General features: G+C 63.7%; 14 protein-coding genes and 1 pseudogene. 2 read left to right on the top strand and 13 right to left on the bottom strand.

The annotated features are described in order from the left end of the window. The first annotated feature begins 89 nt into the window (after positions 1 to 89). Positions 90 to 962: an SMP-30/gluconolactonase/LRE family protein gene (locus AC3EML_RS14235; RefSeq protein WP_352521087.1), complete on the top strand. Its 873-nt coding sequence runs from the start codon at positions 90 to 92 to the stop codon at positions 960 to 962. Here AC3EML_RS14235 and AC3EML_RS14230 read toward each other — a convergent pair. The 4 genes and pseudogenes from AC3EML_RS14230 to AC3EML_RS14215 form a co-directional block, all read right to left on the bottom strand. After that, positions 941 to 1,288: an antibiotic biosynthesis monooxygenase gene (locus AC3EML_RS14230; RefSeq protein WP_352521088.1), complete on the bottom strand. Its 348-nt coding sequence runs from the start codon at positions 1,286 to 1,288 to the stop codon at positions 941 to 943. The genes AC3EML_RS14235 and AC3EML_RS14230 overlap by 22 nt on opposite strands. A 262-nt stretch (positions 1,289 to 1,550) precedes the next feature. Beyond that, positions 1,551 to 3,430, bottom strand: a pseudogene (locus AC3EML_RS14225) (ABCB family ABC transporter ATP-binding protein/permease). Between the two features lie 24 nt (positions 3,431 to 3,454). After that, entirely contained in the window at positions 3,455 to 3,790 is a 336-nt protein-coding gene (locus AC3EML_RS14220) for an ArsR/SmtB family transcription factor (RefSeq protein ID WP_023672695.1), read from the bottom strand. A gap of 229 nt (positions 3,791 to 4,019) precedes the next feature. Beyond that, positions 4,020 to 5,705: a LysM peptidoglycan-binding domain-containing protein gene (locus AC3EML_RS14215; RefSeq protein ID WP_352521089.1), complete on the bottom strand. Its 1,686-nt coding sequence runs from the start codon at positions 5,703 to 5,705 to the stop codon at positions 4,020 to 4,022. Positions 5,706 to 5,829: 124 nt separating this feature from the next. Between AC3EML_RS14215 and AC3EML_RS14210 the strand changes: the two genes are divergently transcribed. Then, positions 5,830 to 6,441, top strand: coding sequence for an LOG family protein (locus AC3EML_RS14210; protein ID WP_023673582.1), 612 nt, complete (start codon positions 5,830 to 5,832; stop codon positions 6,439 to 6,441). A gap of 32 nt (positions 6,442 to 6,473) precedes the next feature. Here the strand turns inward: AC3EML_RS14210 and AC3EML_RS14205 are convergent, their stop codons facing one another. The 9 genes from AC3EML_RS14205 to cysS form a co-directional block, all read right to left on the bottom strand. Next, positions 6,474 to 7,160, bottom strand: coding sequence for a glutathione S-transferase family protein (locus AC3EML_RS14205; RefSeq protein WP_352521090.1), 687 nt, complete (start codon positions 7,158 to 7,160; stop codon positions 6,474 to 6,476). Between the two features lie 11 nt (positions 7,161 to 7,171). After that, complete coding sequence (gene rarD, locus AC3EML_RS14200; protein WP_352521104.1) at positions 7,172 to 8,101, bottom strand: EamA family transporter RarD; 930 nt, start codon at positions 8,099 to 8,101, stop codon at positions 7,172 to 7,174. Positions 8,102 to 8,240: 139 nt separating this feature from the next. Beyond that, entirely contained in the window at positions 8,241 to 9,857 is a 1,617-nt protein-coding gene (gene cimA / locus AC3EML_RS14195; RefSeq protein ID WP_023684468.1) for a citramalate synthase, read from the bottom strand. 187 nt (positions 9,858 to 10,044) lie between these two features. Next, the gene (gene pip / locus AC3EML_RS14190) at positions 10,045 to 11,001 is read right to left on the bottom strand and encodes a prolyl aminopeptidase (RefSeq protein WP_023684469.1); all 957 of its coding nucleotides are present in this window, start codon (positions 10,999 to 11,001) and stop codon (positions 10,045 to 10,047) included. Positions 11,002 to 11,009: 8 nt separating this feature from the next. Beyond that, positions 11,010 to 11,486: a GFA family protein gene (locus AC3EML_RS14185; RefSeq protein ID WP_023684470.1), complete on the bottom strand. Its 477-nt coding sequence runs from the start codon at positions 11,484 to 11,486 to the stop codon at positions 11,010 to 11,012. Then, a complete protein-coding gene (locus AC3EML_RS14180; protein ID WP_023684471.1) occupies positions 11,483 to 11,974 on the bottom strand; it encodes a GFA family protein in 492 nt (163 codons plus the stop codon). Before AC3EML_RS14180 ends, AC3EML_RS14185 begins: the two co-directional genes overlap by 4 nt. A 22-nt stretch (positions 11,975 to 11,996) precedes the next feature. Next, the gene (locus tag AC3EML_RS14175; protein ID WP_023684472.1) at positions 11,997 to 12,383 is read right to left on the bottom strand and encodes a VOC family protein; all 387 of its coding nucleotides are present in this window, start codon (positions 12,381 to 12,383) and stop codon (positions 11,997 to 11,999) included. Next, positions 12,380 to 12,784 carry an endonuclease domain-containing protein gene (locus AC3EML_RS14170; RefSeq protein WP_352521091.1) on the bottom strand — a complete coding sequence of 135 codons (405 nt, stop codon included), beginning with the start codon at positions 12,782 to 12,784 and terminating at the stop codon, positions 12,380 to 12,382. The genes AC3EML_RS14175 and AC3EML_RS14170 overlap by 4 nt, the downstream gene beginning before the upstream one ends. Before the next feature lie 283 nt (positions 12,785 to 13,067). Continuing rightward, positions 13,068 to 14,501, bottom strand: a complete 1,434-nt coding sequence (gene cysS, locus AC3EML_RS14165) for a cysteine--tRNA ligase (protein ID WP_023738583.1) — start codon at positions 14,499 to 14,501, stop codon at positions 13,068 to 13,070. Positions 14,502 to 14,538 lie beyond the last annotated feature (37 nt).

Below are 14,538 nucleotides of genomic sequence, written 5' to 3'. Positions count from 1 at the left end.
CGGGGAACCACCCCCTCGCCCGTCCTTGGTGAGACAGCGCCGATCATGGCCCTTGCCATGATTGCGCTCCCAACAAGGAGTTTCCCCAAATGCAGAACCAAACGCGTCTTGTTGCCACCGGCCTCGCTTTCGGAGAGTCTCCCCGCTGGCACGACGGACGCCTGTGGCTCTGCAACTGGGGAACCGGAGAGATCGTCGCGGTGGATGAGGACGGCGGGAACCAGGTGATGCTCACCGTGCCGGCCATCCTGCCTTATTCGATCGACTGGTTGTCGGATGGCCGATTGCTGATCGTCTCGGGTCGGGATGGCTTGTTGCTGCGGCAGGAGGCGGATGGAACGCTGGCCACCCATGCCGATCTTCGGTCGCTGTCAAACAGCCCGTGGAACGAGATCGTCGTCGACGGGCGCGGCAACATCTATGTCAATGGCGGCGGGTCGGCGCCTGCACCGGGCGAGCATTTCGGGCCCGGCACCATCGTGCTGATCACGCCGGACGGCTCGGTTCGACAAGTGGCCGAGAACATCGCTTTCGCCAACGGCATGGCGGTGACGCCGGACAACAGGACACTGATCGTGGCGGAGTCGCATGCCAACCGGCTGACCGCCTTCGATATCGCGGAGGATGGCGGGCTTTCCAACCGCTGCGTCTGGGCCGATCTCGATGGCTTTCCCGACGGCGTCTGCCTCGATGCCGAAGGAACTGCCTGGTATGCGGATGTTCCCAACAAACGCTGTGTGCGGGTGCGCGAAGGTGGTGAGGTCTTGCAGTCCGTCAATGCCGATCGCGGCTGCTTTGCCTGCATGCTCGGCGGCCTGGATGGCAAGACGCTGTTCATCGTTGCCGCCCAATGGCGTGGTTTCGAGAACATGATCAGCGATGCCCGCACCGGCCAGGTGCTGAGCGTCGAGGCGCCAGCACCTGGCACGGGCTGGCCCTCCTACATCTCAGGCAGACGCTGATAGTTGGCGATATCGGCCTTCACACCCAGCCGGGCAATGGTCTCCTGCGGGTTGAAGCCCGCCCGCTCGTGGGCCGCCTTGACGATCGGCACGACATTGTCGACGGCCGCCTGGTTTTCCCATTCGACAATGGTGACCAAGTTGAACTCACCCGGACCCGAAAATTGCTCGAGCACGAAATCCTGGACGAAGCCTTGCTGCAGACGCAGCAATTCATGAGTCGCCCTGACCTTGCGAAGGATTTCTTCACGGGCCTCGGCAGGAACGACGAATTTGTCGACCCTGAACACGGCTTCACTGGTAAGCTGTTGATTGAGTTGATCCATTTCAATTGTCTCCGTTCCTGAACGACTTGGGTTCTGTGGCTCAGGAACGGGTTTGCGGTCTCAACCAAGGTTGAGGTCAAGAGGGAAAATCGCGAGCGTTCTTCCTTCTCCCCTTGTGGGAGAAGGTGGATCGGCGCGACAGCGCCGAGACGGTTGAGGGGTGTTCCAGCGGAGTGAGGCGTTGGCGTTCCCTGGAACACCCCTCATCCGTCGCCTTCGGCGACACCTTCTCCCACAAGGGGAGAAGGGGAAGGCGTCGACGCTAGCTCACCTCCGAAGTCCGCCTGCGCACAACCACACCCAGCTCATCGCTCTCGCGTGCAACTCGAAGCCTCTCTTCGGCTTCTGTCGCTTCGCGCTGGCGGTCCCACATCGACGCGTAGAGGCCATGCTTTTGCATCAGCTCGGCATGGGTGCCGCGCTCGGCGATCTCGCCGTCCTTGAGCACGATGATCTCGTCGGCGGTGATCACCGTCGACAACCTATGCGCAATGACGATGGTGGTGCGGCCCTTGCTGACCAGGTCGAGGGCGGCCTGGATTTCCTGTTCGGTGTGGCTGTCCAGCGCCGAGGTCGCCTCGTCGAGCATCAGGATCGGCGGCGCCTTCAAAATCGTGCGGGCAATCGCCACGCGCTGCTTTTCGCCGCCCGACAGTTTTAGCCCACGCTCGCCGACCATCGAGCGGTAGCCTTCGGGCAGTCGTTCGATGAACGGGCCGATCTGGGCAAGCTCGGCGGCTTTCTGCATTTCTTCCTCGCTGGCGCCGATGCGGCCGTAACGGATGTTGTAGGCGATGGTGTCGTTGAACAGCACGGTGTCCTGCGGCACCATGCCGATGGCGCCGCGCAGGCTCGCCTGCGTCACATCACGGACATCCTGGCCGTCGATCAGCACCTGACCGCCCTGGACGTCGTAGAAGCGGAACAAGAGCCGCGAAATCGTCGACTTGCCGGCGCCGGACGGGCCACGATGGCCACCGTCTTGCCGGCCGGAACCTCGAAGGAGACGCCCTTCAGAATCTTGCGGCTGGGGTCGTAGGCGAAGTGCACGTCGCGGAACTCGACCTTGCCGGCTTTAACAGTGAGCGGCTTGGCATCCGGCTTGTCGGTGATTTCCTGCGGCACATCGAGCAGGTCGAACATCTGCTCGATGTCGGTCAGCCCCTGGCGGATTTCGCGGTAGATGAAGCCGATGAAATTGAGCGGCACCGAAAGCTGCATCAGCATGGCATTGATGAAGACGAAATCGCCGACCGTCTGCGTGCCGGCCTGCACCTCCAGCGCCGACATGCACATGACGATGACGGTGCCGAGACCGAAGATGATGCCCTGGCCGAAATTCAGCCAGCCGAGCGAGGTCCATATCCTGGTCGCCGCCATTTCATAGCGCGCCATCGAACGGTCGAAGCGCTCAGCCTCCATACCCTCGTTGTTGAAGTATTTGACCGTCTCGTAGTTGAGCAGGGAGTCGATCGCCTTGGTGTTGGCGTCGGTGTCGCTGTCGTTCATGTCGCGGCGGATCGAGATCCGCCAGTCGCTGGCGCGAACCGTGAACCAGACGTAGAGCCACACCGTGGCCGCCACCACGACCACATATTTCCAGCCATAAGTGTAGGCGAAGATACCGGTGGTCAGCGCGAATTCGAGGATGGTCGGCGCCGTGTTCAGCATGATGAAGCGCACGATCGTCTCGATGCCCTTGGTGCCGCGCTCGATGATGCGCGACAGGCCGCCGGTGCGGCGCTCGAGGTGAAAGCGCAGCGACAGCTGGTGCATGTGAACGAAGGTGCGGAACGCGAGCTGGCGCACCGCATATTGGCCAACGCGGGCAAACAGCGCGTCGCGCAGCTGGTTGAAGCCAAGCTGCACCAGCCGCACGACATTGTAGGCGACGACCAGCATCACCGGCGCCAGCAGGAAGGATGGCAGCGGCGGCGGCGATTTGGCGTCACCGGCCAGAGAATCGGTCGCCCATTTGAAGAAGTACGGCCCGGCAACCAGTGTCAGCTTGGCAACGACCAGAAGCAGCGTTGCCCAAGTGACGCGTGCCCTGAGATCGGCGCGGTCGGCCGGCCACATATAGGGCCACAGATTGCGCAAGGTGCTGAAGGTCGAGCTATCGGAAACGGTTTTTTCTGCCACTTGTCTTGCCTTTTGGGTGAGAAATCAGCGGCCGGAGCAGCAGGAATTGACGAGTGCGGTCAGCGATGCGGAAACGTCGGCGAGCGCGGCGCGGTCGAGTTGATAGCGCGAGCGCTGGCGGTCGGGCTCGAAGCGGACCAAGCCTGCTTCGACCAGGATTTTCAGATGCTGGGAGACCGTCGACTGCGCGAGGTCGAGATGGTCGACAACCTCACGGCAGCAGCAGGAGCGGCTGGCCGACAGATGTCTAAGGATCTCGATGCGCGCCGGGTGCGAGAGTGCGGCGAAGCGAGCGGCAACGGCGCGGCTTTGGGGCGGTGCGCAGTTTGCGTGGTCTGGTTCAGCGAGCGAGTCTGCCATCGTTCATCGGCGATAGACGATGAACGGGTGCGTGGCAAGCTAACCCGATGGGTAGAGCGACCTAATCTCCCCCCTCGAGGGGAGATGTCGCCGAAGGCGACAGAGGGGGTCGGTACGTCCTGACGCAACGTCGTTTGCAGCAAAGAGAAGGTCGGCGTTCTATGCGCGGCGACCCCCTCTGGCCTGCCGGCCATCTCCCCCTCAAGGGGGGAGATCAAGCGCTCGGCCGCTACTGCGTCTTCACCGGCGCCGTTGTCACCTGCTCGCCCATCGCCTTGAGGTCGGCGGCTTCGCCTTCCTTGGACTTTTCCGGAACCTTGAACACCTGCCCCGGCCAGATGCGGTCGGGATCGCTGATCTGGTCCTGGTTGGCGAGATAGATGGTCGAGAAGCGCACGCCGTGACCGTAGACGCGCCGTGAGATCCGCCACAGCGTGTCGTGCCTGCGGATGATCACCGCGCCGTCGGCATGTTCAAGCTTTGGCGCCACCGTCTCTGGCACATCGGGCGTTGCCGCCGCGACGACGGCTGGAACCTCAGCGGCAGGCGCTGCCGGTGCCGCAGGTGCCCCGGCAACCGCCGGGGCAGCCGGAGCCGGCGCTTCAGCCGCCGGTGCGGCTGGTGCGGATGCGGCAGCAGCTGGTGCGGGCTTCGCAGGGGCAGCCGCGATAGTGGCTGGCGCCGCAGGCTTCGGAGCGGCCGGTGCTTCGGCAGCAGCCGGTGCGGCCGGCTCAGCAGGCTTTGCTTCGGCGGGCTTGGTCTCGGTGGGCTTGGCCTCCGCGGGCGCCACGGCGGCGATCGCTTCGCCGGGTTCGCGCTCGAACGGCACGGCGGCGCGGGCCACGACCTTCACGCCGTCGGCGTCGAGACCGTCGACATGGATGGTGTAGCTGCCGACCGGGATGTCGCGCGTCGCCTCGACCAGGAAATGACCGTCGGGCGAGGTCACCGCATCACCAAGCAGGATATCGTTGGCATAAGCGCGCACCTTGCGGCCGGCGTCAGCCAGACCGGCGACGAAGATCTTGTTGCCGTCGATCTCGACCGCCTCGACGACGATCTTGGGTGCAGCCACGCCTGCCGCCGGCGGCGCTGCAGGTACTGCTGGCGCTGCAGGGGCAGTTGCGGCTTCCACAGCCGGAGCAGCAGGTGCTGTCTCAGCGGCCACGGCAGGCCCAGCCGTAGCAGGCGCCTCAGAGGCTGGGGCAGCGGCCTGATCGCCGGCGGCCGGTGCCGCGGGCTTGGTCTCAGGCGCCGGGACGCTAAGCAGCTCGGCCGGCTTGCCGGGTTCCTCGACCATCGCCAGCACCTGGCCGGCGGCGTCCTTGGGAACCGAAACGACGGCGGTCTGCACGGAAGGGGTAACCACATCGCCGGCCGTCGCGCGCAACGCAATCGTATAGTCGCCGGGCTTCAGCGGATCATCGAGAACGATGACGAAGGCGCCGTCCGGACCGGCGACAGTCGAGCCAAGCACCGAGGAGCCGTTGAGGATCTCGATCTTCGAATTGGGCGCAGCATTGCCGGCAACGACGATCGAGCCGTTGCTTTCGACGCGCACGACGTCGAAGCTCGGCGCAACCGGGCCGGCCGCGGCCGGCGCTGGGGTTGTTGGGGCAGCAGCGGGCGCGGCAGGTGCCGCCGGAGCCGCAGCTTCGGTCGCGGGAGCCGTTGCGTCGGCAGGCGCGGGTGCTGCGGGAGCCTTGGCATCGGTGGGCGCGGCGGGCGCCGGCGGCAGCCTTCCCTCGGTCCCCGGATCGGCCAGCTTTTCAGCCGGCGGCGTCAGCGATGCAATCGCCGCAGGCGGCGTGGGATTCAGATACGGGTCGAGTGCGCCCGATACATAGGCGGTTCCGACGACCGCGACGGTCCCACCGGCCGCGAACAGAAACGCCTTCAATGGATTAACAGCCATATTTCCCCTACCCCTTAGCCACCTGAAGCCGGTCTAGCGTGTTTTGCCGGCACCGACAAGAAAAAGCCCGGGCTTGTCAGCCTTGGGGCTTGACCCCGCATTCAGACCCAATCACCAATCACGAATGAACACGATTCGATCCGTCTGCGTCTATTGCGGCTCGTCTCCGGGCCGCGATGAAATCTATGCCAAGGCCGGGCACCTGCTTGGCCGCTCGCTCGCCAAAGCCGGCCTGCGGCTGGTCTATGGCGGCGGCACCAAAGGCATTATGGGCGCAGTCGCCGAAGGCGCGCTCAAGGCCGGCGGCAAGGTAACGGGCATCATTCCGCGCTTCCTCATCAACAAGGAGGCGACCGAAACCGCGCTTGACCGGCTCGACGAGTTGCTGATCACCGACAACATGCACGAGCGCAAGCACAAGATGTTCGAGAAATCCGACGCCTTTGTGGCGCTGCCCGGCGGCATCGGCACGGTCGAGGAAATCGTCGAGATCATGACCTGGGGCCAGCTCGGCCATCACCGCAAGCCGATCGTCTTCGCCAACGTTCAAGGATTCTGGGATCCGATGCTGGCGCTGCTCGACCATATGGCCAGCGAAGGCTTCATCCACACCGCGCAACGGGTCAAGCCGCTGGTGGTCGAAGACCCCGAGGCCATCGTCGCCGCCATCATGGTGGCGGGGTCGTCGGTCGATGCGCCGACGGAAGGCGTGCAGTCGGTGATTGATAAAATGTGATAGTGACTAGTGAGAGAGGCCCCGCTGCGCCATCACGCCGTAGCGCGAAGATCCTCGACGATGGTGCCGGCGGCAGCGACCTCCGCCTCATGGTCCGGCTCCCGCCAGGTCTCGGCGAGACCCGCCGCATACCATTCCTGCATGGCCGGCAGGCCAAGCAATTGCGGGGGATAGGCTGCAGCTGCCCCTTCGAAAGACAGCCCATAGGATAGCACACGGAACGCCACCGGAGCAAAGAAGGCGTCGACGGCGGTAAAATGGCCGCCGGCAAGGAACGCCCCGCCGAACAGGGCAAGGCCATCGTTCCAGAGATCGCCCAAACGGAACAGATCCTGCTTCAGCGCGTCCGACATCGGCAACGGTTTCACCCGCAAGCCGCAATTCATCGGGCATGCGCCGCGCAAGGCCGTGAAACCAGAATGCATTTCGGCGGCGGCCGAGCGCGCCCAGGCTCGCGCCTTGGCCTCGGCAGGCCACACACCATGGTGGCGCTCGGCGAGATACTCGGCAATAGCCAGCGAATCCCAGACAGCCCAGCCGTCATCCACCAGGCAAGGCACGCGCCCGCTGGGCGAGAACGCCCGGTAGAGATCGAAACTGGGCCCGGTCGGAAACGGCGTCAATTGCTCCTCGAACGGAATGTCGAGGGTGCGCATCAGCACCCATGGCCGCAGCGACCATGACGAATAGTTCTTGTTGGCGATATGCAGCACGTACATCGAAAGGCTCCCTACTTCGGGGCCAACGCCACCGGGCGGATTTCACGGCCACGAAACATCGACCAGGAATACATCGCCAATGCCGCCCAGATCAACGCGAAGGCAATTGCTTGCGTGGTGCCGAACGGCTCGTCGAAAATCAGCACGGCTATCAGGAACACCATGGTCGGTGCGATGTACTGCATGATGCCGATGGTGGAGAGGCGCAGAAGCTTGGCGCCGAAGGCGAACAGAAGCAGCGGCACCGAGGTGACTGGGCCGCAGCCGATGAGCAAAGCCATATCGGTGCCGTTGCTGGAGATGAAATGGTCCTGGCCGTTGACGACCAGGAAGACGATGTAGGCAAGCGCCGGGACCGACAGCAAAAGCACTTCGAGCAGAAAGCCCTGGCTCGGGCCGATCGGCAGCGTCTTGCGGAAGAACCCATAGGCAGCGAAGGAAAACGCCAGCGCCAACGACACCCAAGGCAATTTGCCGGCATCGACGGTCAGAACGGCAACTGCGACCGCCGCCAGCAACACGGCCGCGATCTGCAGCCGGTCGAGCTTCTCGCCGAGCAACAACGCGCCGACGACGATGCTAACTAATGGGTTGATGTAGTATCCGAGCGCGGTCTCGACGGTGCGGTCGACCGAGATCGCCCAGACATAGATGGCCCAGTTGACGGAGATCAGGGTCGCCGTCAGCGCCGCCATGGCGATGCTGCGCGGCGAGCGGATCGCCGCCTTGAAATCGGCTGTGCGGCCGGCCCAGACCAGCACTGCAGCAGCAATCGGCACCGACCAGACGATGCGGTGGGCGATCACCTCGATCAGCGGCAGATGCGCAACCGCCTTCATGTAGAAAGGCAACAGGCCCCATAGCACATAAGCGCCGAGCGCGAGGAGAAAGCCGCTGCGGGCTTTGGAGTCGGCGTCGGGCTGGATCGTGTCGCTGGCCATGGCAAACGCTATGGCCCAGTGGGCCATCCAAAACCATCGCAAAATTATGATGGATCAATGGACTTCCGCTGATGGCTCAAGGGGCGGCGCCAGTTCCTCGCCCCACTTCGGGGGGCGAGGAAACCCACGTCTTGCAACCCTACTCCGCCGCCACCAATCCCGCCATGTCGCGGTTCTTCATCAGCTTGTAGACGATCGAATCCATCAGCGCCTGGAAGGAGGCGTCGATGATGTTTTCCGACACGCCGACCGTCCACCAGCGTGCGCCGGTGCCGTCATGCGATTCGATCAGGACGCGAGTGATCGCCTCGGTGCCGCCATTGAGGATACGCACCTTGAAATCGGCGAGCTCCATGTCGGCGATCTCGCTCTGGAACTTGCCGAGGTCCTTGCGCAACGCGATGTCGAGCGCGTTGACCGGGCCGTGGCCTTCGGCCACCGACATCTTCTCCTCGCCCTCGACCATCACCTTGACGATGGCTTCGGAGACCGTCTTCAACTGGCCGTTGGCATCGAAGCGGCGCTCGACCATGCAGCGGAACGAAGTGACGTTGAAGAACTCCGGCAGGCCGTGCAGCATTTTGCGCGCCAACAGCTCGAAGGAGGCATCGGCGCCCTCATAGGCGTAGCCCTCGGCCTCGCGCTCCTTGACCACCGAGATCAGCGCATCGAGACGATGGTCGTCTCTGGGCACATCGATGCCGCGCCGCTTCAGCTCGGCGAGGAAATTGGCCTTGCCGCCCTGGTCCGAAACCATAACGCGGCGGCGGTTGCCTACCGCCTCGGGCGGCACATGTTCATAGGTCGCCGGCTCCTTGGCCAGTGCGGAGGCATGGATGCCGGCCTTGGTGGCGAAGGCCGAGGCGCCGACATAGGGCGCCTGCGCTTCCGGAGCACGGTTCAGCAATTCGTCGAAGGCGCGGGAAAGCCGGGATATCCCGGTCAGCGCCTCGGCCGAGATGCCGGTTTCAAACCGATCGGCGAAGGCCGGCTTCAGCGCCAGCGTCGGTACGATCGAGACCAGATTGGCGTTGCCGCAGCGCTCGCCGATGCCGTTCAGCGTGCCTTGGATCTGGCGCACGCCGGCCTCGACGGCGGCGAGCGAATTGGCCACCGCCTGGCCGGTGTCGTCATGGGCATGGATGCCGAGATGGCCGCCCGGAATACCTGAAACAATGACCTTGTCGACGATGGCGCGCACTTCCGAGGGCTGCGTGCCACCATTGGTGTCGCACAACACCACCCAGCGCGCGCCGGCATCATAGGCGGTCCTGGCGCAAGCCAGTGCGTAGTCCGGATTGGCCTTGAAGCCGTCGAAGAAATGCTCGCAATCGACCATCGCTTCCTTGCCGGCGGCAACAGCTGCTTCGACCGACGCGTTGATCGAGTCGAGGTTTTCCTCATTGGTGCAGCCGAGCGCGACGCGGACATGATAGTCCCAGCTCTTGGCGACGAAGCAGATGGCGTCGGACTTGGACTGCACGAGCGCTGCCAGGCCCGGGTCGTTGGATGCCGACACGCCTGCCCGCTTGGTCATGCCGAAGGCGACGAACTTTGCCTTCGCCGTGCGCTTCTGCTGGAAGAAGGCGGTGTCGGTCGGATTGGCGCCGGGATAGCCGCCTTCGACATAGTCCATGCCGAACTCATCGAGCAGCTTGGCAATCGCGATCTTGTCCTCGACGGAAAAGTCGATGCCCGGCGTCTGCTGGCCATCGCGGAGGGTTGTGTCGAAGAGATAGAGGCGTTGTTTGGTCATTGTTCTGTTGGCGCGCGAGCACCCCCCTCTGGCCTGCCGGCCATCTCCCCCTCAAGGGGGAAGATCGGCAGCTTTAGCGTCGGATCGTTTCCTGCAGCGATGAAGATTTGCGAAAGCGCCGATGACAGCCAATCTCCCCCCTTGAGGGGGAGATGTCCGGCAGGACAGAGGGGGGTGCCACGCGCTGTCATTTCCCCGCAAACCCATCCGTCGCGCGTATCAGCCGATCCAGAATCCCCGGCTCCGAATAGGAATGGCCGGCGCCTTCGATGAGGTGGAAATCCGCCTTCGGCCAGGCCTTGTGCAGGGCCCAGGCATAGCGCGCCGGGCACGGCATGTCGTAGCGGCCGTGGACGATTGTGCCGGGAATATCCGCGAGCTTATGGGCATCGCGCAGAAGCTGCCCCTCCTCCAGCCAGCCGGCGTGGACGAAATAGTGGTTCTCGATGCGGGCAAAGGCGATGGCGAAGTGGTCCTCGCCGAACTTGTCGCTGGTCTCCGGCTCCGGTAGCAGCGTGATCGTCTCACCTTCCCACAGGCTCCAGGCAAGGGCGGCTTCCAGCTGCGCCTTGCCATCGGCGCCGACCAACCGCCTGCGGTAAGCGGCCATCATGTCGCCGCGCTCGGCTTCAGGAATTGGCGCCAGGAAACGCTCCCATTTGTCGGGGAACATCTCGGAGACGCCGAACTGATAGTACCATTCGAGTTCGGCGCGGGTCAGCGTGTAGATGCCGCGCACGACAAGCTCGCTGACGCGATTAGGATGCGTCTCGGCATAGGCCAGCGCCAGCGTCGAGCCCCACGAGCCGCCGAACACCAGCCATTTTTCGAAGCCGCACATCTCACGCAGCCGCTCGATGTCGGCAACCAGGTGCCAGGTGGTGTTGGCCTCGAGCGAGGCGTTGGGTGTCGATTTCCCGCAGCCGCGCTGGTCGAACAGGATGACGTCGTAAAGCTTCGGGTCGAACAATTGCCGATGTTTTGGCGAGAAGCCGCCGCCGGGACCGCCATGCAGGAAAACGGCCGGCTTGGCGCCCCTGGTTCCGGAGCGCTCCCAGTAGATATGATGGCCGTCGCCGACATCGAGCATGCCGGACTCGAACGCCTCGATCTCTGGATAAAGAGTACGAAGTTCACTGTTCATTTCATTGCTCATATCTTCAGGCCGTGCGCGGGCCAGTCCGTGGTTTCGTGGTCGGGATGCTGGAAGGAGATGATCTGCTCCTGGCGGGAGTAGAAATCCGGATCCTGATGCACGGGCTGGTCAAAGATCGTTTCCACCCAAGGCAATCGGACCGCGTAGTTGACCTGGATCTGCGGCGCCAGATCGGAGCGGTCGTCGAAGGCGCCGATGGCGATCTCCAGTGCGCCAGGTTGGCGATAGGTCAGCGGTGTACCGCAGCGGGCACAGAAGCCGCGATCGATGTTGACCGACGACTGGAAGTAGGTCGGCTCCTCGCGCACCCATTCGACGCCATCCTTGGGCACTGTCACCAGGGCGCCGAAAAACGACCCGAACTGTTTCTGGCACATGCGGCAATGGCAGATGGACGCCCGGCCAAGCTTGCCCTTGATGCGGAAACGGACGGCGCCGCACTGGCAGCCGCCGGTTCGAACTTCATCGGTCATAACTTTTCCTCTGGCGGCCATTGTTCGGTGTCATGATCGGGATGCTGGTAGGAGACAAGCTCGGCAAGATAAGGCGCCGACGACATGTCGGCCATCGTGTCCTCGCCCGGCAATTGCGGAAGGGTGTCGACATAGGGAAGTTTTGCCTCCGTGCCCCACTGGATCAGCGGCACGATATCAGCCGGATTGTCGAAGGCGCCGATGGCGAGGCCGATGCCGTCGGGCGCGGTAAAGGTCAGCGGCGTGCCGCAATTGCCGCAAAAGCCACGATCGACGTGGCTGGACGAGGCGAAATATTTCGGTTCGCCGCGCGTCCAGTCGAGTTTGGCGCCACGCACCGAGACCAGGGGCGCGTAAAATGAGCCGAACGCCTTCTGGCACATGCGGCAATGGCAGATCGAGGCGTCACCTAGCGCACCCTCGACGCGAAAGCGCACCGCGCCGCACTGGCAGCCGCCGGTGTAGATCGGCCGGTTGTCGAGGCTCATGGCGTTTCACTCCGTTTCATAGTCATTCGGGCGCATGGCAGACGGCCTCGACATTGTTGCCGTCGGGATCCAAGACGAAGGCGCCGTAATAGTCCGGGTGATAATGCGGGCGCAGCCCCGGCCCGCCATTGTCCTTGCCGCCGGCGGCGAGCGCCGCGGCATGGAAGGCGTCGACCTCGGCGCGGCTGCGCGCGGTGAAGGCGACGTGCTGATGGGTCCTCGGCTTGTCATCGCTGGCCTGCAGCCAGAACACCGGCCGGTCGCGGCCATAACCGCCGACCTTGGCGCCGCCGGTATATTCCAGTGGCACCATGTAAATCAGCGAGGCGCCAAGCGGCGCCATCGCCTGGTCATAAAAGGCTTTCGACGCGCCGAAATCGGCGACATTGATGCCGAGATGGTCGATCATGAAACAAGCTCCTCCCTTGCTGGCGCCGGCACGTCGGCGCCGGCCAAGCCGGCCTCGATCACGATGTGCTGGCAGACATTGTCGATATCGCGGATGACGTCGTCGTTCCAGAAGCGCAGGATGGTCCAGCCACTGGCACTCAATTGAGCGCTGCGTGCCTTGTCGCGTTCTGCATCTTCTACGTCGGCATGCTGACTGCCATCAACCTCGACTACGAGGTGGTGGGCCGAACAGGCGAAGTCGACAATGTAGGGTCCAATCGGTACCTGTCGGCGAAAGCTCATCCCGATCAGCCGGTGAGCCCGCAACTCATTCCACAGTTTCAGCTCGGCATCGGTCATGACGCGACGCATGGACTTTGCATTCTTGCGCTGACGCGATGGAACGAGGTCGTGACCCATGCTCAGGCCACTCCGCGCTGGCGATTAGCGAAAACCGAGGCGAGGGCTGATCTCCCCCCTTGCGGGGGAGATGTCCGGCAGGACAGAGGGGGGTGCTGTCCCGCCAGCGTCTCAACCGGCAGCCATTGCGTTCTCAGAAAGTGGCCGAAATGAAAGTGGGCAAGAAGGAACGCTGGCGTTCCTTCGAACCCCCCTCTGTCCTGCCGGACATCTCCCCCGCAAGGGGGGAGATTGGCTGTCGCTGCCGCCTTCGCCAATCTTACAACGGTGTCTCGCGCCACCCTCACCGCTTCACCTCCCACGTCGTCACGCGTTCGTTGGTGACAGGATCCTTGCCGTCCTTCAGCTGCACGCCTTGCTCCAGAAGCTCGTCGCGGATGCGGTCGGCCTCGGCCCAGTTTTTCGCTGCGATCAGTTCCAAGCGCTTGGCGATCGCCTTGGCGATCGCTGCCTCGTCGACCTTGGCCGCGCCGATATCGAAGCCGAGGAACAACAGCGATGCCTTCAGCGATGCGGCCGCTTCGTTGCCCTCCGCGGCCTCACCGGCAAGCTGCGTGAGCTGCTGGAAGGCGGCATAGGTGGCGAGGTCGTCCGACAGCGCCGCCACAATCTCCGCCGGGACTTGCCCTGCCGACGGCGCCAGGTCAGCCGCGCGTTTCCATTTGCGCAGCGTGTTCTCGGCTTCCTCCAGCTTGCGCACGGAGAAATCGATCGGCTCGCGGTAATGCGTCATCAGCATCGCCAGACGCAGCACCTCGCCCGGCCATTTGCGGCCGCCGAAAGTTTCGGTCTCCAGCAGTTCGGCGATCGCGTAGAAATTGCCGACGCTCTTCGACATTTTCTGGCCCTCGACCTGCAGGAAGCCATTGTGCATCCAGATATTGGCCATGACGTCGGTGCCGTGGGCGCAACGCGACTGGGCGATCTCGTTCTCATGGTGCGGGAAGATCAAATCGAGGCCGCCGCCATGGATGTCGAAGACATCGCCGAGATAGGCGGCCGACATGGCCGAGCATTCGATGTGCCAGCCCGGCCGGCCCCTGCCCCATGGGCTGTCCCAGCCGGGCTCTTCCGGTGACGACAATTTCCACAGCACGAAATCGCCCGGGTTCTTCTTGTGAGCGTCGACGGCAATTCGCGCACCGGCCTGCTGTTCGTCGAGATTGCGCTTCGACAGCTCGCCATAATCCGGCATCGAGGCGGTGTCGAACAGCACTTCGCCGGCGGCGACATAGGCGTGGCCGCGTTCGATCAAACGTTCGATCAAGGTGATCATGTCAACCTTGCCGTCGGCGCGGCGCGCGACGAACTCGGTGGCGCGTGGCTCGACCGTCGGCGGCAAGCAGCCGAGTGCGGCGACATCCTTGTGATACTGGTCGGCGGTTTTTTCGGTGACGCGGCGGATCGCCTCGTTGAGCGTCAGGCTTCCCGACGCGATCTCGGCGCCGAAATCGCGCAGCGCGCGGGCGTTTATCTTGTCGTCGACATCTGTGATGTTGCGCACATACGTGACACCAGCCTCGCCATAGAGGTGACGCAGCAAACGGAACAGCACGTCGAAGACGATCGCCGGACGCGCATTGCCGATATGGGCAAAGTCGTAGACGGTTGGGCCGCAGACATACATGCGCACATTCGACGGGTCGATCGGGAGGAACACGTCCTTCGTCCGCGTTAGCGTGTTGTAGAGGCTGAGACCCTTCGATGCGTCAGACATGCGTGCCCTTCCGGTCCGTTAAGTTCTGGAGAGAGCC

It is taken from the genome of Mesorhizobium sp. P170090 (assembly GCF_057786115.1).
Note: the sequence above shows the minus strand (reverse complement) of the source record. Positions and strands in the feature narration are given on the sequence as shown.

Bases quoted from the DNA above. Each gene is read 5' to 3' on its own strand.
- pip (WP_023684469.1), bottom strand. From the start codon at position 11,001: ATGAACAGTGAACTTCGTACTCTTTATCCAGAGATCGAGGCGTTCGAG.
- AC3EML_RS14210 (WP_023673582.1), top strand. From the start codon at position 5,830: ATGAACACGATTCGATCCGTCTGCGTCTATTGCGGCTCGTCTCCGGGC.
- AC3EML_RS14170 (WP_352521091.1), bottom strand. From the start codon at position 12,784: ATGGGTCACGACCTCGTTCCATCGCGTCAGCGCAAGAATGCAAAGTCC.
- cimA (WP_023684468.1), bottom strand. From the start codon at position 9,857: ATGACCAAACAACGCCTCTATCTCTTCGACACAACCCTCCGCGATGGC.
- AC3EML_RS14220 (WP_023672695.1), bottom strand. From the start codon at position 3,790: ATGGCAGACTCGCTCGCTGAACCAGACCACGCAAACTGCGCACCGCCC.
- rarD (WP_352521104.1), bottom strand. From the start codon at position 8,101: ATGGCCAGCGACACGATCCAGCCCGACGCCGACTCCAAAGCCCGCAGC.
- AC3EML_RS14235 (WP_352521087.1), top strand. From the start codon at position 90: ATGCAGAACCAAACGCGTCTTGTTGCCACCGGCCTCGCTTTCGGAGAG.
- AC3EML_RS14230 (WP_352521088.1), bottom strand. From the start codon at position 1,288: ATGGATCAACTCAATCAACAGCTTACCAGTGAAGCCGTGTTCAGGGTC.
- cysS (WP_023738583.1), bottom strand. From the start codon at position 14,501: ATGTCTGACGCATCGAAGGGTCTCAGCCTCTACAACACGCTAACGCGG.
- AC3EML_RS14205 (WP_352521090.1), bottom strand. From the start codon at position 7,160: ATGTACGTGCTGCATATCGCCAACAAGAACTATTCGTCATGGTCGCTG.
- AC3EML_RS14180 (WP_023684471.1), bottom strand. From the start codon at position 11,974: ATGAGCCTCGACAACCGGCCGATCTACACCGGCGGCTGCCAGTGCGGC.
- AC3EML_RS14185 (WP_023684470.1), bottom strand. From the start codon at position 11,486: ATGACCGATGAAGTTCGAACCGGCGGCTGCCAGTGCGGCGCCGTCCGT.
- AC3EML_RS14175 (WP_023684472.1), bottom strand. From the start codon at position 12,383: ATGATCGACCATCTCGGCATCAATGTCGCCGATTTCGGCGCGTCGAAA.
- AC3EML_RS14215 (WP_352521089.1), bottom strand. From the start codon at position 5,705: ATGGCTGTTAATCCATTGAAGGCGTTTCTGTTCGCGGCCGGTGGGACC.